The following is a 22601-nucleotide window of genomic DNA, read 5'->3' as shown; positions in this document are numbered from 1 at the left end:
TACAGGGTTGTAATTTTCCTGCCCGACTTTGGTCACATTTCGGGCAAAGCGTTTCCTTGTTCGCGCCACGGTCCGACCGGCCGGGGAGCGGACACGCCACCACAACGAAGTCAAAAACAAGCCTCTAAGAAATCAGATTCGGGAGTGACGCGATGAATCGCTTACGCCGCATTTCATCGGTGACCATGGTTACCGGTGCCGCCTTGCTGTGCTCAATTCCGGCCATGGCCCAGCAGGCCGACATGAAACCCTCGGGCCTCTGGCTCACCACCGATTATCCGGCCATTACGGAACGCATCGGGGAGGATGCGACCCTTTCCCTCAGTCTTGCCAATTCCAACGAACCGCCCGCCCGCGTCGAGTTCAACGTCAACGGCCTGCCGGACGGTTGGAAATGGGAGCTTGACGGCGGGGGCAAACCGGTCAAGGCCGCCATGGTCACCCCCGACGAGAACCGCAGCCTGCAGCTGAAGGTCAGCGCACCGAAGGACGTCAAGGCCGGCACCTACGACTTCACCGTCATCGGCCAGACCGCCGACGGCCAGTCGCTGAAACTGCCGATCACCATGACGCTCGCCGCCGCCGACCCGGACAAGGTGACGATCGAGCCGAAGCTTCCGGCGCTCCGCGGCACGCCGCGCTCCAATTTCGACTTCGACCTGACGATCAAGAACGACAGCGCCGAAGACCAGACCTTCAACCTGCTCGCCGACGCCCCGGCCGGCTTCCAGACCACCTTCAAGGAACAGTATGGCAGCCAGGAGCTGACCAGCCTGCCCTTCAAGCCCGGCGAGACGAAGACCGTGAAGCTTTCGGTCACCCCGCCGCGTGATATTTCCGCCGGTCAGTATCCCGTCGCCGCCGGCGCTTCCAACGACAAGGTCAAGGCCGCGACCACGCTGATGCTGGACATCACCGGCCAGCCGAAGGTCGCACTCGCCGCCCCCGAAGGCCGCCTGTCCGGACGCGCGGAGGCCGGCAAGGAAGAAACCTTCGACTTCACCGTCTCCAACTCCGGTTCCGCACCGGCCGCCAACGTCGCTTTGAATGCCAGCGCGCCGCAGGGCTGGAAGATGGAAGTCGACCCGAAGACCGTTCCCGAACTGGCACCCGGCAGCGACCAGAAGTTCGCCGTCCACATGACGCCCTCCGACAAGGCGATTGCCGGCGACTACATGGTCACCGTATCGGCCCGCGGCGACGGCGTGTCGGATAGCTCCGACTTCCGCGTCACCGTCACCACCTCCACCATGTGGGGCCTCGCCGGCCTCGGCGTCATCGGCTCCGCCGTGATCGTCCTCGCCTTCGCGGTTGCCCGGTATGGCCGCAGATGAGCACGCCGGTCATAGAGGCGAAAGGCCTCCGGAAAGCCTATGGCCACCACGTTGCGGTGGATGGCCTTGATCTGACAGTCGAGCGGGGCGAGGTCTTCGGCCTGCTCGGACCGAACGGAGCGGGCAAGACGACGACCATCCTGCTCCTGCTCGGCCTCACCGAACCCTCCGGCGGCGAGGTCCGCGTCCTCGGACACGACCCCTACCGCGATCCACTCGCCGTCAAGCGGCGGGTGGGCTACCTGCCCGATGCCGTCGGTTTCTACGATTCCATGACGGCGCGGGAAAATCTGGCCTACACCGCGCGGCTCGCCGGCATTCCCGGCGACGAGGCGGCAAGGCGCATTGTCGCCGCGATGGACCGGGTGCGTCTCGGCCATGTCATCGACCGCCGCGTCGCCACCTTCTCGCGCGGCATGCGCCAGAGGCTCGGCATCGCCGACCTGCTCGTAAAGGCCTGCGAAGTAGCGATCCTCGACGAGCCGACCTCGGGTCTCGATCCGCAGTCAACCCAGGAACTGCTCGACCTGATCGTCAAGCTCGCCGGCGAAGGCATGACCATCGTGCTCTCCTCGCACCTTCTCTCCATGGTGCAGTCGATCTGCTCGCGGGTCGCGCTGTTCAGGAAGGGCAAGGTCGGCCTGATCGGCAAGGTCAGCGATCTCGCAAGCCAGGTGCTCGGCGGCGCCTATGTCATCGAGATCGAGGCCGAGGACTGCGATGTCGCTACCGTCGGCGGCGCCATCGACGGCGTCAGCAACGTCACCACCATCGGCACCGGCCGCCACCGCATCGATGCGGCCCGCGATGTCCGCGACGAGCTGGCTGCGAAGATCGTGCAGTCCGGCGGCAGGCTGAAGAGCATGTCGATGGACCGTTCGAGCCTCGACGAGGTCTATGTCCGCTATTTCGAGGAGGGCGACCGCGATGAAGCAGCGTGAAGGATCACCTTTCAAGGGTCTCGCCACCGTCGCCATGAAGGAGGCGGCAGACCACATGGGCAGCCCGCGCATGCACCTCGTCATGCTGCTGGTCATCCTGACGGCGATCGGCTCCATCTACGGCGCCATCGGCCAGATCAAGAATACGGTCGGGGAGGATCCCTTCCTGTTCCTGCGCATCTTCACCACAGCGCAGGAGCCCTTGCCGTCGTTCATCGCCTTCCTCGGCTTCCTCCTGCCGCTGGTCGGCATCTCGCTCGGCTTCGATGCCATCAACGGCGAATATAACCGCCGCACCATGAGCCGCATCCTGTCGCAGCCCATCTACCGAGACGCCCTGCTTGCCGGCAAATTCCTCGGCGGGCTGATGGTGATCGGCATCTGCCTCATCACCCTCTGGCTGCTGGTCACCGGCATGGGCATCATCATGCTCGGCCTGCCGCCCTCCGGCGAGGAAATCTTGAGGGGCCTGACATTCCTCCTGATCTCGCTTGCCTATTCCGGCGTCTGGCTGGCGATCTCGCTCCTGTTCTCCACGCTCTTCCGCTCGCCCGCGACCTCGGCGCTGGCCGGCCTGACGCTGTGGCTGATCTTCACGATCTTCTGGGGCATGATCGCGCCGCTGATCGCCAGCGCCATCGCGCCGGCCGATCCCTTCAACCCGGTCACCATCGTCCACCAGGCGGAAATCGGCCAGGCGCTGTCGCGCATCTCGCCGAACACGCTCTTCGGTGAGGCGACGATGGCCATCCTCAATCCCGCTACCCGCTCGCTCGGCCTCGTCTTCATGAGCCAGCTGCAGGGAGCACTCATGGGCATGCCGCTGCCCTTCGATCAAAGCGCACTTCTGATCTGGCCCCAGCTTTCCGGCCTGATCGCAGCCATGGTCGTGGTCTACACGATCGCATATGTCTCCTTCCAGCGTCAGGAGATCAGAGCGTAGGGCGTGCCGCCCGAAAGGCGGAGGCTGGTTTTGGAGTAGCGGTGTTCTCCTTAGGCAGGCCGGTCTCCGCTTTCGCTCTGCAGAACCCGGCGGAACTCGTTTCCGCCGGGTTTTCTGTTGCCCGTGTCCCGCTCAGGCAATAGGTCTAGGGCATCAAACAGCAGGAATGATGGACGATGCGCTTTGAAGGAACCGAAGAATACGTCGCCGGCAAGGACCTGATGACCGCGGTCAATGCGGCGATCCGGCTGGAGCGGCCGCTGCTGGTCAAGGGCGAGCCCGGCACCGGCAAGACGGAGCTTGCCCGCCAGGTGGCGAGCGCACTCGGCCTCGATCTCCTCGAATGGAACGTCAAGTCGACCACCAAGGCGCAGCAGGGCCTCTACGAATACGATGCAGTCTCGCGCCTGCGCGACAGCCAGCTCGGCGACGAACGCGTCCACGACGTGAAGAATTACATCCGCAAGGGCAGGCTCTGGCAGGCCTTCGAGGCCGACCGCAAGGTCGTGCTGCTGATCGACGAGGTCGACAAGGCCGACATCGAATTCCCGAACGACCTGCTGCAGGAACTCGACCGCATGGAGTTCCACGTCTACGAGACGGGCGAGACCATAACGGCCGTCCATCGACCGATCGTCATCATCACCTCCAACAATGAGAAGGAGCTGCCGGACGCCTTCCTGCGTCGCTGCTTCTTCCACTATATCCGCTTCCCGGATGCCGAGACGCTGGAGCGGATCGTCGAGGTCCACTATCCCGGCATCAAGCAGTCGCTGGTGCGCGCAGCGCTCACGCAGTTCTACGAGATCCGCGAGACACCGGGGCTGAAGAAGCGTCCGTCCACCTCCGAGGCGCTCGACTGGATCCGGCTCCTCGTCGCCGACGACGTCGATCCGGCAAGCCTGCGCGGCGAGGCGAAGAACGCCCTTCCGAAGCTGCACGGTGCGCTGCTGAAGAACGAGCAGGACGTCCACCTGTTCGAACGCCTGGCTTTCATGGCGCGGCGAGACGGCTGAAGTTTTCGCTCAATAGCAGGAAGTCCCCTCCCCAACCCCTCCCCACAAGGGGGAGGGGCTATCACTGGCAATGCCCCTAATTCACCTCACGTCGCCTCATCGTGGCCAACTTATGGAAAGTAGAAGCTGCGGGTTCGGCGGCAATGCCCCTCCCCCTTGTGGGGAGGGGTTGGGGGGAGGGGCGTGGGGCATGCCCACATTCCCCTGAGTGCGCTTTTTCTTGATTCTCATTCAACTTGGCGCTATTTCATAGGCGTTCCGTGGTGATTTGGCCGGCCGGCTTGCAGCCACGTTAAAGAAGTCGCTAAAAAGGGCCGCGGACAAACGAATGTTCCAAGGACCGGTTGCGATTTCGCCGCCGGTTTTTTTGTCTTCGGGCTTGCGCCCGACCGCATGAAGGATGACTACGATGCCGATCAGAATTCCAGACGAACTCCCCGCCCGCGACATTCTCGTGCGTGAAGGCGTTAAGGTCATGGATGAGAAGACGGCGCTCCGGCAGGACATTCGCCCGCTGCAGATCGGTCTCCTCAACCTCATGCCCAACAAGATCAAGACGGAGACGCAGATTGCCCGCCTCGTCGGCGCCTCGCCGTTGCAGGTGGAGCTGACGCTGGTGCGCATCGGTGGCCACAAGGCCAAGAACACGCCCGAGGACCATCTGATCTCCTTCTACAACACCTGGGACGAGGTGAAGGATCGCAAGTTCGACGGCTTCATCATCACCGGCGCGCCGATCGAAACGCTGCCCTTCGAGGACGTCACCTATTGGGATGAATTGAAGCAGATCCTCGACTGGACCGAGACCAACGTCCATTCGAGCTTCTTCATCTGCTGGGGCGCGATGGCGGCGATCTGGCACTTCCACAAGGTTCCGAAATACACCCTGCCGGCAAAGGCCTTCGGCGTGTACCGGCACCAGAACCTGAAGCCCGCCTCGCCGTATCTCACCGGCTTCTCCGACGATTTCCAGATTTCCGTCTCCCGCTGGACCGAGGTGCGCAAGGAAGATCTGCGCGCCGGTTCGGGGCTGGAACTGCTGATGGAATCGAAGGACACCGGCGTCTGCCTGATCTCCGAGGAAAAGTGCAACCGGCTCTACATCTTCAACCACGTCGAATATGACTCGACGACGCTTGCGGAAGAGTATTTCCGCGATGTCGAGGCCGGCGCGCCGATCAAGCCGCCGCACAATTATTTCCCGGACGACGATCCGAAGAAGCAGCCGCTCAATCGCTGGCGCAGCCACGCCTTCCTCTTGTTCGGCAACTGGATCAACGAGGTTTACCAGACGACGCCCTACGATCTTGCCGAGATCGGCCTCGACCGGATGGATCAGCGGCTGACAGGCTGACCGCGCCGGCCTATAGTCGTTGGCATGTTCATCCCGTTCTTCCTGAGCCTGAAGCAAGCCGGCGTCCCCGTGACGCTGAAGGAGTTTCTGACGCTTCTTTCCGGCATGGAGGACGGACTGGCAGACTATGATGTCGAGGCCTTCTACTACCTCGCCCGCACCGCACTGGTGAAGGACGAGCGCTTCATCGACCGTTTCGACCGGACCTTTTCCGAATATTTCCGCGGCGTCGAAGCCATTTCGGGAGCGGAAGCCGACCCGGCGGAGGCCACCATACCCAAGGAATGGCTTCGCCGGCTCGCCGAAAGGCATCTGACCGAGGAAGAAAAGAAGCTTGTCGAAAGCCTCGGCGGCTTCGAGAAGCTGATGGAAACGCTGAAAGAGCGGCTCGCCGAGCAGAAGGAACGCCATCAGGGCGGCAGCAAGTGGATCGGCACCGCCGGCACCTCCCCCTTCGGCGCCTATGGCTACAACCCGGAAGGCGTGCGTATCGGCCAAGAGACTTCGCGCCACCGCCGGGCGGTTAAGGTCTGGGACCGGCGTGACTTCGCCAATCTCGACGACACGGTCGAGCTCGGCACCCGCAATATCAAGGTCGCGCTGAAGCGGCTGCGGCAATGGGTGCGCCAGGGCGCCCCGGACGAGCTGGACCTCAACGGCACCATCCGCGCTACCGCAGAACATGGCTATCTCGACGTCCGGACGCGGCCCGAACGGCGCAACGCGGTCAAGCTGCTGATGTTCTTCGATATCGGCGGCTCAATGGACGATCATGTTCGCGCCGTCGAGGAGCTGTTCTCCGCGGCCAAGGCGGAATTCCGCCAGATGGAGTACTTCTACTTCCACAACTGCATCTATGAGGACGTCTGGAAGGACAACAATCGCCGCTATGGCGAGCGGACGGCGACGATGGACCTCCTCCACACCTACGGACCCGACTATAAGGTTGTCTTCGTCGGCGACGCCTCCATGGCGCCCTATGAGATCACCCATCCCGGCGGTTCCGTCGAACACTGGAATGCCGAGGCCGGCGCGGTCTGGCTGAGACGGATCACCGACCATTTCCGGAAATCAGTCTGGCTCAATCCGGTGAAGGAATCCTATTGGCACTACACCAGATCCATCGGCCTGCTGAGCGGCCTTATGGACGGCCGCATGTTTCCGCTGACGCTTGGCGGACTGGAAAAGGCGACGCGGGAATTGTCTTGAAGTCTGCACCGCACCATGTAACGAATTGCCTGCCTCTGGCAGGCGGCACGGAATACAATCAACCGAAATGACGAGAGGAATGGGAGATGACGGTCAAACCGTTGGAGCGTGAAATTTTCGGCCACACGGACGCCGGCGAACCGGTCTATCGCGTGACGATCCGCGGCGGCGGCCTGACAGCCAACGTCATCACCTGGGGCTCCGTCATTCAGGATCTGCGTCTCGAAGGCCACCAGCCGCCGCTCGTGCTCGGCTTTGAAGATTTCGACAGCTACCCGAAATACTCCTCCAACTTCGGCGCCACGCCGGGACGCTGCGCCAATCGCATCGCCGGAGGCAAGTTCACGCTCGACGGCAAGGCCTACCAGCTGGATCTCAACGAGAGGGGCGTCAACCACCTGCATGGCGGCGCCACCAATATCGGCAAGCAGAACTGGGTGATCGCTGACCTGACGGAAAACAGCGTTCGCCTCGAGATCGTCGATCCGGACGGCCGCTGCGGCTATGCCGGCAACTGCTCGATTTCGGCGACCTATACCGTGCATGACGATGGCGTTCTCTCGGTCGCCTACGAGGCAACGACGGATCAGCCGACGCTCGCCAACCTTTGCCAGCACAGCTACTTCAATCTGGACGGCAAGGCCGATATCCTCGACCACGACATGCTGATAGCCGCCGATTACTATCTGCCGACGGACGCGAACCTGATCCCGACCGGCGAACTTCGGCCGGTCGGTGGCACCCCGTTCGACTTCCGCCAAATGCGGCCGATCCGCATGATGGAAGACGGCAAGCAGGTGGGCTACGACCACAATTTCTGCCTGTCAACGGAGCGTGGCGCCAAGCGCGCCGTGGCACTGGTCAAGAGCAGCAGTTCGGGCGTCTCCATGGAGGTGCGCACCACGGAGCCGGGCGTGCAGTTCTATGCCGCCGTCAAGCTCGCGACACCGGTTCCGGGCCTCGAAGGCCGCAACTATGGTGCATTTTCAGGACTTTGCATGGAAACGCAGGTCTGGCCGGACGCGATCAACCACGAGAATTTTCCAAGCCCCGTCCTACGTCCGGGCGAGGTTCTGCGCCAGGAAACCGACTACCTCTTCACCAAGGGTTGAACCCATACCCGAAACTGAAAACGGCCCCGAACGGGGCCGTTTTCACAGAATAGCTAAAAGGATCAGACCCTAAAGCATCGCAAGCATCGGGTCAGCCGACATAAGCGCTGCCTTCAGCTTTTCCAACGCCCGATTTTCGATCTGGCGGACACGCTCCTTGGAAATTCCGAGCTCCGAACCCAGCTCCTCGAGCGTAACGCCGTCTTCCGCCAGCCTGCGGGACCTGATGATCTTCATTTCCCGGTCGTTCAGGGAATCCAGCGCGTGGGTCAGCCATTTGCGACGGCGTTCGCTGTCGATCATGTCAGACACCTGCTCGTCCGGCAGCGGCTCATCGCTCGCCATCATGTCGAGCCGTTCGCTGCTGTCGTTGTCGCCGGCAATCGCCGGTGCCTGCAGGGAGGCATCCGGTCCGGAAAGGCGGGCATCCATGGTCTGCACGTCGGACAGGCTGACGCCGAGGGCCGAGGCAATTTCCTGATGGATCGCCTGTGCCGTAAGCTGGCTGTCGCCTTGGGCGAGCTTGGCGCGCAGGCGCCTGAGGTTGAAGAAGAGGGCCTTTTGCGCCGAACTGGTGCCGCCGCGGACGATCGACCAGTTGCGCAGGATGTAGTCCTGCATCGACGCACGGATCCACCAGCTTGCATAGGTGGAGAAACGCACCTCGCGTTCGGGATCGAACCGGGCGGCCGCCTCCAGGAGGCCCACATGGCCCTCCTGAATGAGGTCGCTTAACGGCAATCCGAAATTGCGGAACTTGTTGGCCATGGAGATGACAAGTCGCATGTGCGACATGGCGATGCGGTTGCGGGCTCCCTGGTCCTGACTTTCCTTCCAGCGCACGGCAAGATCGTGCTCCTCCTCGCGGGCGAGATATGGAGCGCTTCTGGCTACCCTGCTCAGCTGACGGTCAATGGCAATGCTATTCATCAGACTTCTCCTGGGGCAAATAAAGTCTTAAATCTATGAAAGGCGCCGGAACCCAAGGGATTCAGGTCGCTTCATCTGTATGCGTCCGCGCAACCTACGTTGGTACAACGATCCAACGGCGAAATTGTTCACTACCCGCCAGCGAGAAAACAATTAATAAGTCAGGCGAACGATTATTATGTGAACCCAGTTTCGCGGCAATGCAATGGCAGAGGAAAAAAATCACACGAATGTGAGAGTTTGGGTCGTCTCTTCAAAAAAAATGAAACCCGGCTCTGAGGCCGGGTTTCGAAAAGTCGCAATGAATGAAACCAGCACTTACGCGGCTTCTTCCTCTTCCTGGGCCGCATCGTCTTCGACAGACTTGCCACGCTTCGGACCCTTGGCGAGATTGACCTCGATCAGGCGTACGGCCTCGGTCTCGGACATCTTGTTGACGGCGGCGATTTCGCGCGCCATGCGGTCAAGGGCAGCTTCATAGAGCTGACGCTCCGAATAGGACTGCTCAGGCTGGTTCTCGGCGCGATAGAGGTCGCGGACGACTTCGGAAATCGAGATCAGATCGCCGGAATTGATCTTGGCATCATATTCCTGCGCACGGCGCGACCACATGGTGCGCTTGATGCGGGCCTTGCCCTGGACGACCTTGAGGGCGCGATCGACGAAGTCGGTCTCGGACAGCTTGCGCATGCCGATGCTCACGGCCTTCGCGACCGGAACCTTGAGGCGCATCTTGTCCTTTTCGAAATCAATCACGAAAAGTTCGAGCGTCATGCCCGCCACTTCCTGCTCTTCGATAGCGGAGATCATGCCGACGCCATGAGCCGGATACACAATGGATTCACCGGTCTTGAAGCCGTGGCGCGTGGAAGATTTTTTCTGCTGGGTCGTCATTCGATTCAAAAACTCCCTGTTACACTGCCGGCCCAACAAGGCCGGAGTCGGGTCAGTGAGGCCCGGATAAATGAAATGCACGGACGGGTACATTTCCTCTGCTCTGGTCGAATGCATGCAGAGAACAAAACGCTCCGAAGATCGAAATCAGTAGATGACATCAACGACGATGCCGATTTCGCGCGCGAATTGTTTTGTAGCTTTCGTGATTATTGAGGCACATAGCTGCCGCGTGGTGGACCAGATGGAGAATGTCTACCACAAAAATATGATAAAATCAATCAATACATGCCCACCGGGCATGCCCGACGGTTCACCGCCGGCATGCAACGGAATCCTTCAAACGAAACCTTCCGTAACGGAAGGATATGCACTCCGATCAATCGCCCGAACCGGGCTTTTCGGAGAAGAACTTTTCAAACTTGCCTTCGACGCCATCCATCTCGGTCGCTTCGGGAAGCGGATCACGTTTGGTCGTGATGTTTGGCCAGATTGAGGCATATTCCGTATTGATTTTCAGCCACTTGTCGAGGCCCGGCTCGGTATCCGGCTTGATCGCCTCGGCAGGACATTCCGGCTCGCAAACGCCGCAATCGATGCATTCGTCGGGATGGATGACCAGGAAATTCTCGCCTTCGTAGAAGCAATCCACGGGGCAGACTTCGACGCAGTCTGTGTATTTGCAGCGAATGCAGTTATCCGTCACGACATAAGTCACGAGACACTCCAGCTATGCTAATTTGGACGATCAGCCCTGACGTCCTGATATACCGGGCAGCGCGGCTTTCCGGGGTTCGTCCGGAGAATCCAATACGCTCATTTCATTTGTGAGGTAACGGCTTTGATCCCTGATGGCAAGGGCATTCCGTTTCCGATTTCGGCCGGCTTGAGGCAGAGTTTTCTAATCGTCTTCCGACTTCAGCCGATCGACCGCCCGACGCTCTTTCTTGGTTGGACGCCCTGTTCCCGGTGTGCGCACGGCCTGCTCGAGGGGGCTGAGGCGTTTTGTCTCACCCGGCAGCGGAGAGAAGTCATCATAGAGCCGTCGGGCCTCTTCGGCCGGCCCGCGACGCATGCCGCCATCCCGCATGACCACGACGATGTCGCGGCTGGAAAGCGTGCCCTCGATGCGGTCACCGATCTTGATCTGCACGCTTGAGGCGTTGACCCGCTCGCCGTTGACCCGGATCTGGCCCGAGCGGATGTAATCCTGCGCCAGCGTGCGCGATTTGACGAGGCGGGTGAAGAACAGCCACTTGTCGAGGCGCTGTCGCGCCGCTGCAACCGGATGCTCTTCCTCCGCCATCGCTTACTTCTTCATCTGTTCCTTCAGCGCAGCAAGCTTTGCGAAAGGTGAATCCGGATCGATCGGCTTTTCCTTGCGCACCGGCTTGGCCTGCTGGTGACGATCGTTGCGCTGCCCCTTCTCGGGCCGCGGACCGTCGTGCCGCTGATTGCGGCTGGGCTTGCCGCCCTTGCCGCGATTGTCGCGGTTCTCGCGATTTTCGCGCGGCTGATCCCTGCGGCCGTCCTCGCCGCGATTGGAGCGGGCCTGCTTCTGCTGGCCGTGCGGGCGGCGTTGCTGGTTGTCGCTGCGGCCACCCATGCGCCAGAGCAGAACCGGCTTCGGTTCTTCGGCCACGGCAGCGTCGGCCGCGGCGGCGTCCGTCTCGGCCTTTTCAGCGGCCGGCGCATCGGCCGTCTCGGTTGCGGCGGCGCTCACCTCTTGGGTTGCGGCGGTGCTTTCAGCCGGAGTCGTGCTTTCCTCAACGTCGGCATCGTCAGCGGCGTCATCCTGCTCGGTGCTTTCCGCCGCGGCATCGGCCTTGGCGGCGTCACCTTCAGCGGCAGGCGCCTCGCCGCCCTGGCTCGCCAGGAATGCTGCGGCTTCTTCCGCGGAAACCTGGTCGGCACGGTAGCCGAGACCCTTGAGGATTTCCTCGATGTCGTCCGGCGTCGCCCCCAGGATAGACAGCATGCCCGTCGTCGCCGTGAAGCGGCGGCCGTCATAGGCGCCGTCCGGACGTGCGCCGGAACCTGGCTTCCACTGCAGGAGCGGACGGATCAGGTCGGCCAGGCGCTCGAGAATGTCGATGCGCACCGCGCGCTTGCCGAGGAAGCGGAAGCCGGCGAGCTTGTAGAAGGCGCGTTCGAACGTGTTGTCGGTCACGATCGACGTGCGGCCGGCGGCCAGAACCGGGATCAGGTCGCCGTAGCCGGGCTTGTCCAGGCCGTCATTGGCCAGCGCCCAGAGAAGCGTGATCAGTTCCGCCGGAGCCGGCTTCAGGAGAAGCGGCATGAAGACGTGGTATGCGCCGAAACGTACGCCGTACTTGCGCATCGAGCTGCGCGCATCCTGATCGAGCGACTTCACGTCGTCGGCGACGTCGCGGCGGAACAGGACGCCGAGATTTTCGACCAGCTGGAAGGCCAGGCCCTTGGCGAGACCCTGCAGGTCTTCGGCGCGCGACAGATCGTCAAGCGGCTTCAGGACGGTCGCGATGTGATGATTGACGAAGCGCTCGACGCGCGCGGTCGCATGCTCGCGCGCATTGCTGCTCAGCGGGTCGTCGGCGAGCAGGATCACGCGCGGATGAAGAATGTGATCGCCGGACGAAAGCCGCGCGACGGGTTCGCCCCGCCAACGCACATACCCGTCCGAACCGATGACGAGATCGCTGTTGCCGGACGCGTAAAGCCGCGCGGCGCGCGCTTCGTATTCCAGCGACAACGCCTTCTGGGCCGCAGCCTCGACCGCCTTCTGGTCAGGTCCGCTGCCCCCGGAGACCGGCGAAAACCGGAAACCGGCCAACTGACCGACGTGATGTCCTTCCACGAAGACATCGCCATTCACACTGATTTCTGCTTCCAGCATCGCATTCTCTCTAAGCCGCTTCATGAGCACAGAAGTCCTGCGATCAACAAAGCGTTTCGTCAACCTCTCATGTAACGCGTCGGACAGCCGGTCCTCGATTTCACGCGTCTTTTCTTGCCAGTGTGTCGGATCGGTTAGCCACCCTGGGCGATTGGACACATAAGTCCAAGTTCGAATTTGCGCAATGCGCGCCGACAAAGTATCGATTTCCCCGTCCGTCCGGTCCGACCGCCTGACCTGTTCGGCCATGAAAGTCTCGTTGACGACGCCATGGCGAACGAGATCCGAATAGAGGGTCGAAATCAGGTCGGCGTGTTGTGCGTGGGTGATGCGGCGATAATCGGGCAGCGCACAGGCTTCCCAGAGCTTCTCGACGCGCTCGGGCGTGGTGGCGAGATCGATGATCTCCGGATAGCGAGCGAGCAGTTCCAAAGCCTCGTGATCGATCGCCGGCAGCGCCTTGGTCAGGCCCGGCACCTGCGGCGGTGTTTCGAGACTCCGGCGCAAGGCGTTCAGCGAGGAGAAATCGAGCGCCTTTGTGCGCCACTGCAGCACCTTCACCGGATCGAATTCATGATTTTGCAGACGCTCGACCAGTTCCTCGTCGAACGGCTCCGCCCGTCCGGTGACCCCGAACGTGCCATCGCGGACATGGCGTCCGGCGCGGCCGGCGATCTGGCCGAGTTCGCCCGGATTGAGATTGCGGTACTGGAACCCGTCGAACTTGCGGTCCTGCGCGAAGGCGACGTGATCGACATCGAGGTTCAGGCCCATGCCGATCGCATCGGTCGCGACCAGATATTCGACGTCGCCGGCCTGATAGAGGCCGACCTGGGCGTTGCGGGTCCGGGGCGACAGCGCGCCGAGCACGACCGCCGCGCCGCCGCGCTGGCGGCGGATGAGTTCGGCGATCGCATAGACCTCTTCGGCCGAGAAGGCGACGATCGCGCTTCGCTGCGGCAGTCGCGTGATCTTCTTCTGGCCCGCGTAGAAGAGCTGCGACATGCGCGGCCGCTCGACAAGGGTAATGCCGGGAAGCATCTGCCTCAGGATCGGCCGCATCGTGTCGGCGCCGAGCAGCAGCGTTTCCTCGCGGCCTCTCAGATGCAGGATGCGGTCGGTGAAGATGTGCCCGCGTTCCAGGTCGCCGGCAAGCTGCACCTCGTCGATCGCCACGAAAGCGGCGCTGGTTTCCCTCGGCATGGCCTCGACGGTGCAGACGGAATAGCGCGCTCTTGGCGGCGAGATCTTTTCCTCTCCCGTCACCAGCGCGACATTGGCGACGCCTGCCCGCTCCACCAGCCTGTTGTAGACCTCGCGCGCAAGCAGGCGCAGCGGCAGGCCGATGACGCCCGTCCCGTAGGCCAGCATCCGCTCGATGGCATAGTGGGTCTTGCCGGTATTGGTCGGACCGAGCATCGCGGTCACGCCGCGGCCGCTCAGGATCATGGGTTGGATCGTCACTATCACACCACGCAAAAACGAGAGGGTGACCGCCCCCGGCGAAGAAGGCTGGACCACCGCCAGACACATGGCGACTAAGGGCAGACAAGGCAAGCCCCAACTTCGGTGGTGGCCGAAATTCGAGAGTCAAACCAAACGGTTAAGATTCGGAACAGCAAAGGAACGAATCGGCGACGAATCGCTGACTCGCGCAGATTCAGGCTTTGTTCACCGCTACATCTTCCACCCGAATATCGCCGTCACACCAGATAGTGAATCAGGAAATCCTCATCGACGCAAGTTCGACTGTCCGGCGTTAAGACTTCCTGCCGAATTCCTGATATCAGGGCCCAACAGCGACCTGCCGCGAAGACGACCTTTGCACCGCCAAAACAACGCCTCGATTAACCTTCGGTCCAAAGCTGGAACGAATCGGCGACGAATCACTGACTTCCGTCATTTCCCGGTTTGTTCACCGCTAAATATTGTGGATTTACAATATTTTAACCATAAATTTGCGACCTATGGGCCGTTTCCGGACAGCAGTTTGGCGATCGTTGTTAACCTTTGCGAGGCCGGATCAGGCGTTCAGGCCCGCTGCCCGCGCATCGGCGAGATAGGACCGGCTGACCGGAAAGTGATCGCCGGCCACCGTCTCCACCATCACCTTGCCGCCGCTGCGATAGACGCCTTTCACACCCGCAAGAGCCACCCAGTGTGAGCGGTGAATCTGCAGACCCTTTTCCGGAGGACACTCCGCCACCGCATCGCGCAGGCGCATCAACAGCATTTCCCGCCCTTTCAGCGTCGTGACTTCGACGTAATGATCGCTGACGGAGATCGACACGAGCCGCCCGCGTTTCGGAAACGGCAGGCGGCGCAGGATGGCCGGCAGATCATCTTCCGCACCCGCATCAACGGCGACCGGCGCCTCGGCCGCCGACCTGCTGTAGAGCGCGAACAGTCCGGCAACCAAAACGCTGATGAAGATGCTGTAAGCGGCAAGCTCAACGATCTCTGCCAGCGCAAGCATCTGCCATCCGAAGGCGGTACCATTGATGGCTGTGACCGCTATGGCGGCCGGAACGCCGGCGCTGACCCCGACCGTCATGAATCGCCAGGGCTGTCGCCATTCGCGGGCGCGTATGGCGTAATTGCACCATGTACCTGCGAAATTGCCGGCGACGAATGTGGTGACGACCAGCGCGCACCAATACAGGCTGCGCTGTGGCAGCGACAGCGTGGTCATGGTCTGGAAAGGGCCGGAAACGATTAGCAGCGCGATGACGACGGCGAGTGCGACCCAGGTTCGCCAGCTAGAAAATTCCGCCTGCATTTCGCGTAGCGCCAAATGCAAGGACGAGCCGTCCACGTAGCCCTCACGCATTATACGAACCCGTCATTGCCCTCGTTCTCCGCTGGCGACATGCCAAGCGTCCCTTCGCCACATCTTTCATCCTGAGTACTGGAGCATAGGACATCATGCAAATGCCGATCGACATTCTCGCCCACACACCCGCCTGGGTATGGCTCATCCTGGCGCTGCTCATCTATCGCGGGCTGAAACGGACCCGGACACGTGAGGTCTCTCCGAACTCGCTCATCCTGCTGCCCTCGATCCTGACCCTGCTCGCTCTCCGCAGGCTGCTCATGGCTGGCCTGGATGCCGACGTTCTCGCCTCGACTTCCGCGGGCATCATCGCAGCCTTCTCCGCCCTTCTGACACTGAAGCCGGCCAGACAGACCCGACGTCTGGCAAACGGCAAGCTGCTCCTGCAGGGCGAATGGCTTTCCCTTGGACTGCTCATGGTCATCTTCACGGTCAACTACGTCGATGGCGTCCTGACGGTGATCAATCCCGCCGCCGCTGCAAGCGGGCCGATGCAGGCCACCTGGAGCTTCGTCAACGGCCTGTCGATCTGCTTCATGGTGGGACGCTCGATCATGCATCTCCGGGCTGGAAAAAACAGCCCGGCGATGTCCGCCTGAGCAGCGAGTATCCGGCCGCAAGACGCACCGCCATTAACCTTCAGGTCAAAGCCGGAACGAATCGGCGACGAATCGCTGACATGGAAGATTTCCCGGTTTGTTCATCACTAAATATTGTTGATTTACAATATTTTAACCATATTTTCAGTTGCCGATCGCGCAACTTGGGGCGCTTTTGATCCGGATTTTAACCTTTGCCGGAAACAGAAACGGCGCCCGCAGGCGCCATTTCGAAGAGCGTGAAATCCGATCTCATCAGACGAAGAACTGTCCGCCGTTGGCCGAAATCGTCGACCCGGTGATGAAGCCGGAATCGTCGGAGGCAAGGAACAGCACGCAGCGCGCGATCTCTTCCGGTTCGCCGAGGCGTCCGACCGGGATCAGCGGCAGGATGCGCTCATTGAGCACCTTTTCCGGAATGGCGCGCACCATCTCCGTGCCGATATAGCCAGGGCAGATCGCATTGACGGTGATCCCCTTCATCGCGCCTTCCTGGGCAAGCGCCTTGGTGAAGCCGAGATCGCCGGCCTTTGCCGCGGAATAATTGGCCTGTCCGGCCTGGCCCTTCTGGCCGTTGATCGAGGAAATGTTGATGACCCGGCCGAAGCCGCGGTCACGCATGCCGCTCCACACCGGATGGGTCATGTTGAACAGGCCCGTCAGGTTGGTGTTGATGACGGCGTTCCACTGGTCCGGCGTCATCTTGTGGAACATCGCGTCGCGCGTGATGCCGGCATTGTTGACCAGAATGTCGACCGGCCCGAGCTCGGCTTCCACCTTGGCGACACCCTCGACGCAGCTATCGTAGGACGAGACGTCCCACTTGAACACCGGAATGCCGGTTTCGTCCTTGAACTTCGCTGCCGCCTCGTCATTGCCGGCATAGTTTGCGGCAACCTTGTAGCCTGCATCCCTCAATGCGATCGAGATCGCCGCGCCGATACCACGCGACCCACCCGTAACGATGGCCACCCTGCTCATGATATAGTCCTCCCGAGATGCTTGTGACTGGAACTCTAAGCCGGCCTTCAGTCTGGTTTTGTGAGGCCCGCCGCCCGGCATGTCACGGCAGGCCAGTTCCCCTAATGAATGTCAGTCGTGATCACATCGCCTCGACGCACATGGCAACGCCCATGCCGCCGCCGATGCAAAGCGTCGCAAGACCCTTCTTGGCGCCGCGGCGCTTCATTTCGAAGAGCAGCGTGTTGAGAACGCGCGCACCGGATGCGCCGACCGGATGGCCGATGGCGATCGCGCCGCCATTGACGTTGACGATCGACGGATCCCAGCCGAGGTCCTTGTTGACGGCGCAGGCCTGCGCGGCGAATGCCTCGTTGGCTTCCACGAGATCGAGGTCGCCGATGCTCCAGCCGGCCTTCTGCAGAGCCTTGCGCGATGCCGGGATGGGACCGGTGCCCATGATGCTCGGATCGACGCCGGCGGTTGCCCAGGAGACGATGCGGGCCATCGGCTGAATGCCGCGCTTGGCGGCTTCGGCTTCGCTCATCAGCAGCGTTGCAGCCGCGCCGTCATTGATGCCCGACGCGTTGGCCGCGGTCACCGTGCCGTCCTTCTCGAACACCGGCTTCAGCTTGGCCATGCTCTCCAGCGTCGCGCCATAACGGATGTACTCGTCGGCATCGACGACGACATCGCCCTTGCGGGTCGAAATCACATGCGCGACGATCTCGTCCTTGAACTTGCCGGCCTTCTGGGCGGCTTCGGCCTTGTTCTGCGAGGCGACGGCGAATTCATCCTGCATTTCGCGCGACAGCTGCCACTGCTTGGCGACGTTTTCAGCCGTATTGCCCATGTGGTAACCATTGAAGGCGTCGGTGAGGCCGTCCTTGATCATCGTGTCGATCATCTTGTAGTCCCCCATCTTCACGCCGGCGCGCAGATGCTGGCAGTGCGGCGCCATCGACATGGATTCCATGCCGCCGGCGATCACGATGGAGGCATCTCCGGTTGCAATCTGCTGGGCGCCCAGCGCGACGGCACGAAGGCCCGAGCCGCAGAGCTGGTTGAGGCCGAAGGCGGTCGCTTCGATCGGGATGCCGGCATTGATCGCTGCCTGCCGGGCCGGGTTCTGGCCCTGGCCGGCCGTCAGGATCTGCCCGAGGATGACTTCGTTGACGTCGCTGGCGTCCACGCCGGCCCGCTCCAGCACGGCCTTGATGACCGTCACGCCGAGATCGTGCGCCGGAACATTGGCGAAGGCGCCGTTGAACGAGCCGACCGCTGTACGGGCCGCGCTGGCGATGACGATGCTTGGTTCACTCATGGGTGCCTCCTCATTGGCGCTATTGTCCATTTCCTCGAAACTGACAAAGCTTGGATGCGAAGTCAAATGACTTCAATGAGATGAAGGAGGACATTGCGGCGGTATCCCGCGCTGCCGGATCTTGAATTCCTGCAATGCACAAATCGATTGTAACGACCGGCAATTTGCGCTTACAGTTCCTATCTAAGAGGAAACGCTGGACGTTTTGGGAGCAGGAGTTAGCAATGGCCAAGAATGGCGACCAGATCATCATAAAAAAATATGCCAATCGTCGTCTCTATAATACCGGCACCAGCACCTATGTGACCCTCGAGGACTTGGCCGAGATGGTCAAGAAGGGGGAAGAGTTCACCGTCCAGGACGCCAAGTCGGGCGAAGACCTGACCCACTCCGTGCTCACCCAGATCATCTTCGAGCAGGAATCCAAGACCGGGAATACCCTCCTGCCGATTTCCTTCCTGCGCCAGCTGATCACCTATTACGGTGACCAGATGCAGATGGTCGTCCCGAGCTTTCTCGAGCATTCGATGAAGGCCTTTGGCCAGCAGCAGACGGAAATGCGCGAGCAGATCGGCAAGGCCTTTGGTGACGCCCCGCTCGCCAAGAACCTGCAGATGCCGATGCAACTGATGGAAGAGCAGGTCAAGCGGAACACCGAGATGTTCCACCAGGCCATGCAGATGTTCTCGCCCTTCATGACCCCGCCATCGGCGGCCGAGGAAAAGAAGACCGAGAGCAAGGACATTGACGAGCTCAAGGCCCAGCTGAAGGCTCTTCAGACCAAGCTCGACAGTCTCTGAAACACCGCAACGCGAAGGATGCCGGTCGTGGCTCGCTCAGAGCCCGATCGACACGTCGCGCCCGGCCGAGCGGATGGAGATGGTGAACCCTGCCACCACATCGATCAGCGACATCGCCATCAGGATGAAGAAGATCTGTGTTGCCGCGTCGCGCACGAGCAGGAACTCGACCAGAAACGCGATGAAGACCAGCATCGACAGCATGTGATTGAGCAGCGAGGCGGAATTGTGCAGCGTCGCCTTGAGGATCTCGAAGAACAGCGCCACCAGCGACACGACGATCAGGATGTCACCGAGGCTGAGCGTCCAGTCGGCGCCCGAGAGCATCTGCACCGAGGTGATGACGTTGCCAAGTGCATTGACGCCATCTGCACCGACAAGCCCCATCATCACGGCATTGTAGAGCAGGAACGGCACGATCATCAGTGGCAGTGCTGCAAGCATTGCGGAAACCTCATCCGGAGTGTCATGTCAGGCGGATCGGATGGAAAGGCTTTGCACATGCAGCCATTCGCGAATCTCGCCGCAACGCACAATACTTTATGCGGATGGCGAGACAAATACAAAAAGGCCGGCGCGAACGGCCAGCCTTTTCAAAATCGCAGTGAAGCGAAGGCGCTTTAAGTTATGCGCTTTCCTTCGGCGTCAGAACCTGGCGGCCGCGATACATACCGGTCTTCAGATCGATATGGTGCGGGCGGCGCAGTTCGCCGGAGTTCTTGTCTTCAACATATGCCGATGCCTTGATGGCGTCGGCCGAACGGCGCATGCCGCGCTTGGACGGGGTCGTTTTTCTTTTCGGTACAGCCATTTGACTTACTCCACTGGACTGACGGCATATGCCTTCAGCCGCCTTGTTGGCCGAAATGGACATGCCCCTATTTCGGAAATTGGGCCGGCTTATACATGCGCAAGCGACGTTTGGCCATACCCCACAGGGATTTTTTTAGCGTCGGGGGAGACTCTCGTTCAGACTTCGTCCTCCGGCACCACCCAGGTCTCCTTCGCCGCGTCGGCAGCCCACGCCTGGAAGGCGGCATGCCCGGCCACGGCGCTCATATACGCGGCCGAGACATCGTCGACCGGCAGCATGTAGCTCATGAACCGGCTGACGACCGGCGCATACATGGCATCGGCGGCCGAAAAGGCGCCGAACAGGAAGGGTCCGCCGGAATCCGCGAGGCATTCCTTCCAGATCGTCGTGATCCGGGCGAGGTTGGCCAGGACGTCGCTTCCGACCTCCAGCTGCTGCGGCGTATGGCGCAGGTTCATCGGGCAGGCATTGCGCAGCGCTTGGAAGCCGGTGGCCATCTCCATCGATACCGAGCGCGCCCGGGCACGCGCCTTGCGGTCGCCGGGCCAGATGCCGGCATCGGGATAAAGCTCCGCGGCGTATTCGATGATCGCCAGGGATTCCCAGACCTTGAAACCCCCGTGGACGAGAAGCGGCACCTTGCCGGTTTCGGAGACAGCCTTGATGGCCGTGTTTCCACCCGGAAAATCGAACGGGATGACTTCATCTCGGAAGGGAATGTCCGCTGCCTTCAGCGCTAACCAGGGTCGCATGGACCATGAGGAATAGTTCTTGTTGCCGACATAAAGAAGAAGTTCGCTCACGCCTGTCTCCAAAGATTACCATCGGGCTGACGTTAGCCTTGTCAGCGACTTGCAGACAAATGAATAGGTTTGCGATCAATCATAAATGCATTTGATGTATTCGCCTGAGGCCCGCGCCCGCCGCTCGACGATCGAGGCCAGACGCCTCATGCCGGAACTCGGCTTTGCGGCATTGCGCTCGATGGGATTTGGCAGCGAAACGGCCAGGTAGGCGGCCTCGCGGCGCGACAGCTTGGAGGCCGGTATGTTGAAGTAATGCTGGCTCGCCGCCTCGATGCCGTAAATTCCGGGGCCCCACTCGGCGATGTTGAGGTAAAGCTCCATGATCCGCCGCTTCGACCAGACGGCGTCCGCGGCGAGTGCCAGCGGCAGTTCCAACGCCTTGCGCAGGAAGGAGCGACCGTTCCAGAGAAACAGGTTCTTCACCGTCTGCATGGGGATGGTGCTGGCGCCGCGGGTGGCCTCGCCGTCCAGCGCATCATCGACGACGCCGCGCATCTGCTCCCAGTCGACACCGTCGTGAAAACAGAACTGGCCGTCTTCCGACATCATCACGGACTGAACCAGCACCGGCGCGACGTCATCGAGCTTCACCCATTGGCGGGAATAGCCCTGGAAGGTGGCGAGATCAGCGATCATCAGCGTCGAAACGGGATGCACCGGCAACAGGTATGCGAAGATCAGGATATAGGGCAGGATCAGAAGGAAGACGACGACACGTACAATCCGCCGAAGTGTGGAACGCGTGCGGGTCCCCGACAAAAAACGCCATCTGGCCGCCACTGATCTTTCCCCCTGCCGGTTTCTTGTGGTGGTCCCGGTCAACTTGCCTTGCGGACGTCACTTAAAACATGGCCCGTAGCCGATGACCAGCCCTGCCGGCGATGTTTGAAATCCATTGCCAGTTCGCCGCCGCCATGCCAAAGAGCGAGCATGACGACGAACGCCACCAACCTCGCAGACCGCCTTGCCGACAACGCCCGCAGTGTGGAGATGTTCCTTGCGGACCTGCTTGGCGATGGCCTTCTGGATGACGAGATTTCGCGGCCTGCGACCCTGCTCGCCGCCATGCGCCACGCCGTTCTGAACGGCGGCAAACGCCTGCGTCCGTTTCTGGTTCTCGAAGGTGCCCGCCTCTTCGGCGGCAATCCGCAGGCGGCGCTTAGGGTCGGGGCGGCGCTGGAGCTTGTTCACTGCTATTCCCTCGTCCATGACGATCTGCCGGCCATGGACGACGACGACCTGCGCCGCGGCAAGCCGACGGTTCATATCGCCTTTGACGAAGCGACCGCCATTCTCGCCGGCGACAGCCTGCTGACCTATGCCTTCGATGTCGTCGCCGCGGAAGAAACGCCGCTTTCCGCCTCTGCCCGGGTGGAGCTCCTGCGCATGCTGGCGCGCTCTTCCGGCATCGGCGGCATGGCCGGCGGCCAGGCCCTGGATCTCGCAGCCGAGAGAGAGGCGCCCGACGAAGATGGCATCGTCATGCTGCAGGCGATGAAGACCGGCGCGCTGATCCGCTTTGCCTGCGAGGCGGGGGCGGTCATTGCCGGTGCCTCATCCGAGGACCGGCAGCGCATGCGCCGATACGGCGAAACGCTCGGCCTCGCCTTCCAGCTTGCAGATGACCTTCTGGATCTGACATCGGATGCCGCAACGATGGGCAAGGCGACAGGTAAGGATGCAGCACGCGGCAAGGGCACGCTGGTGTCCCTGCACGGCGCCGACTGGGCGGAAGCACGGCTTTCCCATCTCGTCGCCCAAGCCGAAGACCTGATGGCACCTTATGGCGCTGCGGCCCGCATTCTCATCGAGACGGCGCATTTCGTCGCCAACCGCAAGAGCTAGAAAGGCAAGTAT

22 protein-coding genes and 1 riboswitch are annotated in these 22601 nt (G+C 61.4%); of the genes, 10 read left to right on the top strand and 12 right to left on the bottom strand.

Annotation, left to right across the window (positions count from 1 at the left end; all coding sequences use genetic code 11):
• The first annotated feature begins 152 nt into the window (after nucleotides 1-152).
• The 7 genes from NN662_RS00915 (at nucleotide 153) to NN662_RS00885 (ending at nucleotide 7909) form a co-directional block, all read left to right on the top strand.
• Nucleotides 153-1334 (top strand): NEW3 domain-containing protein, encoded by a 1182-nt coding sequence (locus tag NN662_RS00915; RefSeq protein WP_261928438.1) that lies wholly within the window; start codon nucleotides 153-155, stop codon nucleotides 1332-1334.
• Nucleotides 1331-2275: an ABC transporter ATP-binding protein gene (locus NN662_RS00910; RefSeq protein WP_261928437.1), complete on the top strand. Its 945-nt coding sequence runs from the start codon at nucleotides 1331-1333 to the stop codon at nucleotides 2273-2275. Before NN662_RS00915 ends, NN662_RS00910 begins: the two co-directional genes overlap by 4 nt.
• The gene (locus NN662_RS00905; protein WP_261928436.1) at nucleotides 2262-3218 is read left to right on the top strand and encodes an ABC transporter permease; all 957 of its coding nucleotides are present in this window, start codon (nucleotides 2262-2264) and stop codon (nucleotides 3216-3218) included. Before NN662_RS00910 ends, NN662_RS00905 begins: the two co-directional genes overlap by 14 nt.
• Nucleotides 3219-3394: 176 nt before the next feature.
• Complete coding sequence (locus NN662_RS00900) at nucleotides 3395-4234, top strand: AAA family ATPase (RefSeq protein ID WP_261928435.1); 840 nt, start codon at nucleotides 3395-3397, stop codon at nucleotides 4232-4234.
• Between the two features lie 250 nt (nucleotides 4235-4484).
• Nucleotides 4485-4564: riboswitch (SAM riboswitch) on the top strand.
• Nucleotides 4565-4643: 79 nt separating this feature from the next.
• A complete protein-coding gene (gene metA, locus NN662_RS00895) occupies nucleotides 4644-5588 on the top strand; it encodes a homoserine O-succinyltransferase (protein ID WP_261928434.1) in 945 nt (314 codons plus the stop codon).
• Between the two features lie 24 nt (nucleotides 5589-5612).
• A complete protein-coding gene (locus NN662_RS00890) occupies nucleotides 5613-6797 on the top strand; it encodes a vWA domain-containing protein (protein WP_261928433.1) in 1185 nt (394 codons plus the stop codon).
• A gap of 86 nt (nucleotides 6798-6883) precedes the next feature.
• Entirely contained in the window at nucleotides 6884-7909 is a 1026-nt protein-coding gene (locus tag NN662_RS00885) for an aldose epimerase family protein (protein ID WP_261928432.1), read from the top strand.
• Between the two features lie 69 nt (nucleotides 7910-7978).
• On the opposite strand, the gene NN662_RS00880 is transcribed toward NN662_RS00885, so the two are convergent.
• The 6 genes from NN662_RS00880 to NN662_RS00855 form a co-directional block, all read right to left on the bottom strand.
• Entirely contained in the window at nucleotides 7979-8839 is an 861-nt protein-coding gene (locus NN662_RS00880) for an RNA polymerase factor sigma-32 (protein ID WP_261928431.1), read from the bottom strand.
• A 318-nt stretch (nucleotides 8840-9157) separates the two neighbouring features.
• Nucleotides 9158-9733: a CarD family transcriptional regulator gene (locus NN662_RS00875; protein ID WP_261928430.1), complete on the bottom strand. Its 576-nt coding sequence runs from the start codon at nucleotides 9731-9733 to the stop codon at nucleotides 9158-9160.
• A 379-nt stretch (nucleotides 9734-10112) separates the two neighbouring features.
• Nucleotides 10113-10451, bottom strand: a complete 339-nt coding sequence (fdxA, locus tag NN662_RS00870) for a ferredoxin FdxA (protein WP_261928429.1) — start codon at nucleotides 10449-10451, stop codon at nucleotides 10113-10115.
• 183 nt (nucleotides 10452-10634) lie between these two features.
• Nucleotides 10635-11039: an RNA-binding S4 domain-containing protein gene (locus NN662_RS00865; protein ID WP_261928428.1), complete on the bottom strand. Its 405-nt coding sequence runs from the start codon at nucleotides 11037-11039 to the stop codon at nucleotides 10635-10637.
• A gap of 3 nt (nucleotides 11040-11042) precedes the next feature.
• On the bottom strand, nucleotides 11043-14057 hold the full coding sequence (locus tag NN662_RS00860) for a helicase-related protein (protein WP_261928427.1): 3015 nt from the start codon (nucleotides 14055-14057) through the stop codon (nucleotides 11043-11045).
• 574 nt (nucleotides 14058-14631) lie between these two features.
• Nucleotides 14632-15438, bottom strand: coding sequence for a LytTR family DNA-binding domain-containing protein (locus tag NN662_RS00855; RefSeq protein WP_261928426.1), 807 nt, complete (start codon nucleotides 15436-15438; stop codon nucleotides 14632-14634).
• A 101-nt stretch (nucleotides 15439-15539) separates the two neighbouring features.
• Here NN662_RS00855 and NN662_RS00850 point away from each other — a divergent pair, with 101 nt between their 5' ends.
• Nucleotides 15540-16040 (top strand): DUF6622 family protein, encoded by a 501-nt coding sequence (locus NN662_RS00850; protein ID WP_261928425.1) that lies wholly within the window; start codon nucleotides 15540-15542, stop codon nucleotides 16038-16040.
• Nucleotides 16041-16295: 255 nt separating this feature from the next.
• On the opposite strand, the gene NN662_RS00845 is transcribed toward NN662_RS00850, so the two are convergent.
• Both NN662_RS00845 and NN662_RS00840 read right to left on the bottom strand, forming a co-directional pair.
• Nucleotides 16296-17021 carry a beta-ketoacyl-ACP reductase gene (locus NN662_RS00845; RefSeq protein WP_261928424.1) on the bottom strand — a complete coding sequence of 242 codons (726 nt, stop codon included), beginning with the start codon at nucleotides 17019-17021 and terminating at the stop codon, nucleotides 16296-16298.
• Between the two features lie 121 nt (nucleotides 17022-17142).
• Nucleotides 17143-18324: an acetyl-CoA C-acetyltransferase gene (locus NN662_RS00840; protein ID WP_261928423.1), complete on the bottom strand. Its 1182-nt coding sequence runs from the start codon at nucleotides 18322-18324 to the stop codon at nucleotides 17143-17145.
• Between the two features lie 224 nt (nucleotides 18325-18548).
• Between NN662_RS00840 and phaR the strand changes: the two genes are divergently transcribed.
• Entirely contained in the window at nucleotides 18549-19124 is a 576-nt protein-coding gene (gene phaR, locus NN662_RS00835) for a polyhydroxyalkanoate synthesis repressor PhaR (protein ID WP_261928422.1), read from the top strand.
• A gap of 36 nt (nucleotides 19125-19160) precedes the next feature.
• Here phaR and NN662_RS00830 read toward each other — a convergent pair whose 3' ends face one another.
• The 4 genes from NN662_RS00830 to mtgA all read right to left on the bottom strand — a co-directional run bounded on the left by NN662_RS00830 (nucleotide 19161) and on the right by mtgA (nucleotide 21503).
• Nucleotides 19161-19568, bottom strand: coding sequence for a hypothetical protein (locus NN662_RS00830; RefSeq protein WP_261928421.1), 408 nt, complete (start codon nucleotides 19566-19568; stop codon nucleotides 19161-19163).
• Nucleotides 19569-19749: 181 nt separating this feature from the next.
• Nucleotides 19750-19935, bottom strand: a complete 186-nt coding sequence (rpmF, locus tag NN662_RS00825; protein ID WP_261928420.1) for a 50S ribosomal protein L32 — start codon at nucleotides 19933-19935, stop codon at nucleotides 19750-19752.
• A 158-nt stretch (nucleotides 19936-20093) separates the two neighbouring features.
• Entirely contained in the window at nucleotides 20094-20741 is a 648-nt protein-coding gene (locus NN662_RS00820; protein ID WP_261928419.1) for a glutathione S-transferase family protein, read from the bottom strand.
• Nucleotides 20742-20816: 75 nt separating this feature from the next.
• Nucleotides 20817-21503 (bottom strand): monofunctional biosynthetic peptidoglycan transglycosylase, encoded by a 687-nt coding sequence (gene mtgA / locus NN662_RS00815; protein ID WP_261931828.1) that lies wholly within the window; start codon nucleotides 21501-21503, stop codon nucleotides 20817-20819.
• Between the two features lie 171 nt (nucleotides 21504-21674).
• Here mtgA and NN662_RS00810 point away from each other — a divergent pair, with 171 nt between their 5' ends.
• Nucleotides 21675-22589: a polyprenyl synthetase family protein gene (locus tag NN662_RS00810; RefSeq protein ID WP_261928418.1), complete on the top strand. Its 915-nt coding sequence runs from the start codon at nucleotides 21675-21677 to the stop codon at nucleotides 22587-22589.
• Nucleotides 22590-22601: the final 12 nt, after the last annotated feature.

It is taken from the genome of Rhizobium sp. NRK18 (assembly GCF_024385575.1).
GTDB lineage: Bacteria > Pseudomonadota > Alphaproteobacteria > Rhizobiales > Rhizobiaceae > JANFMV01.
This window is presented reverse-complemented; position numbering and strand designations above follow the sequence as displayed.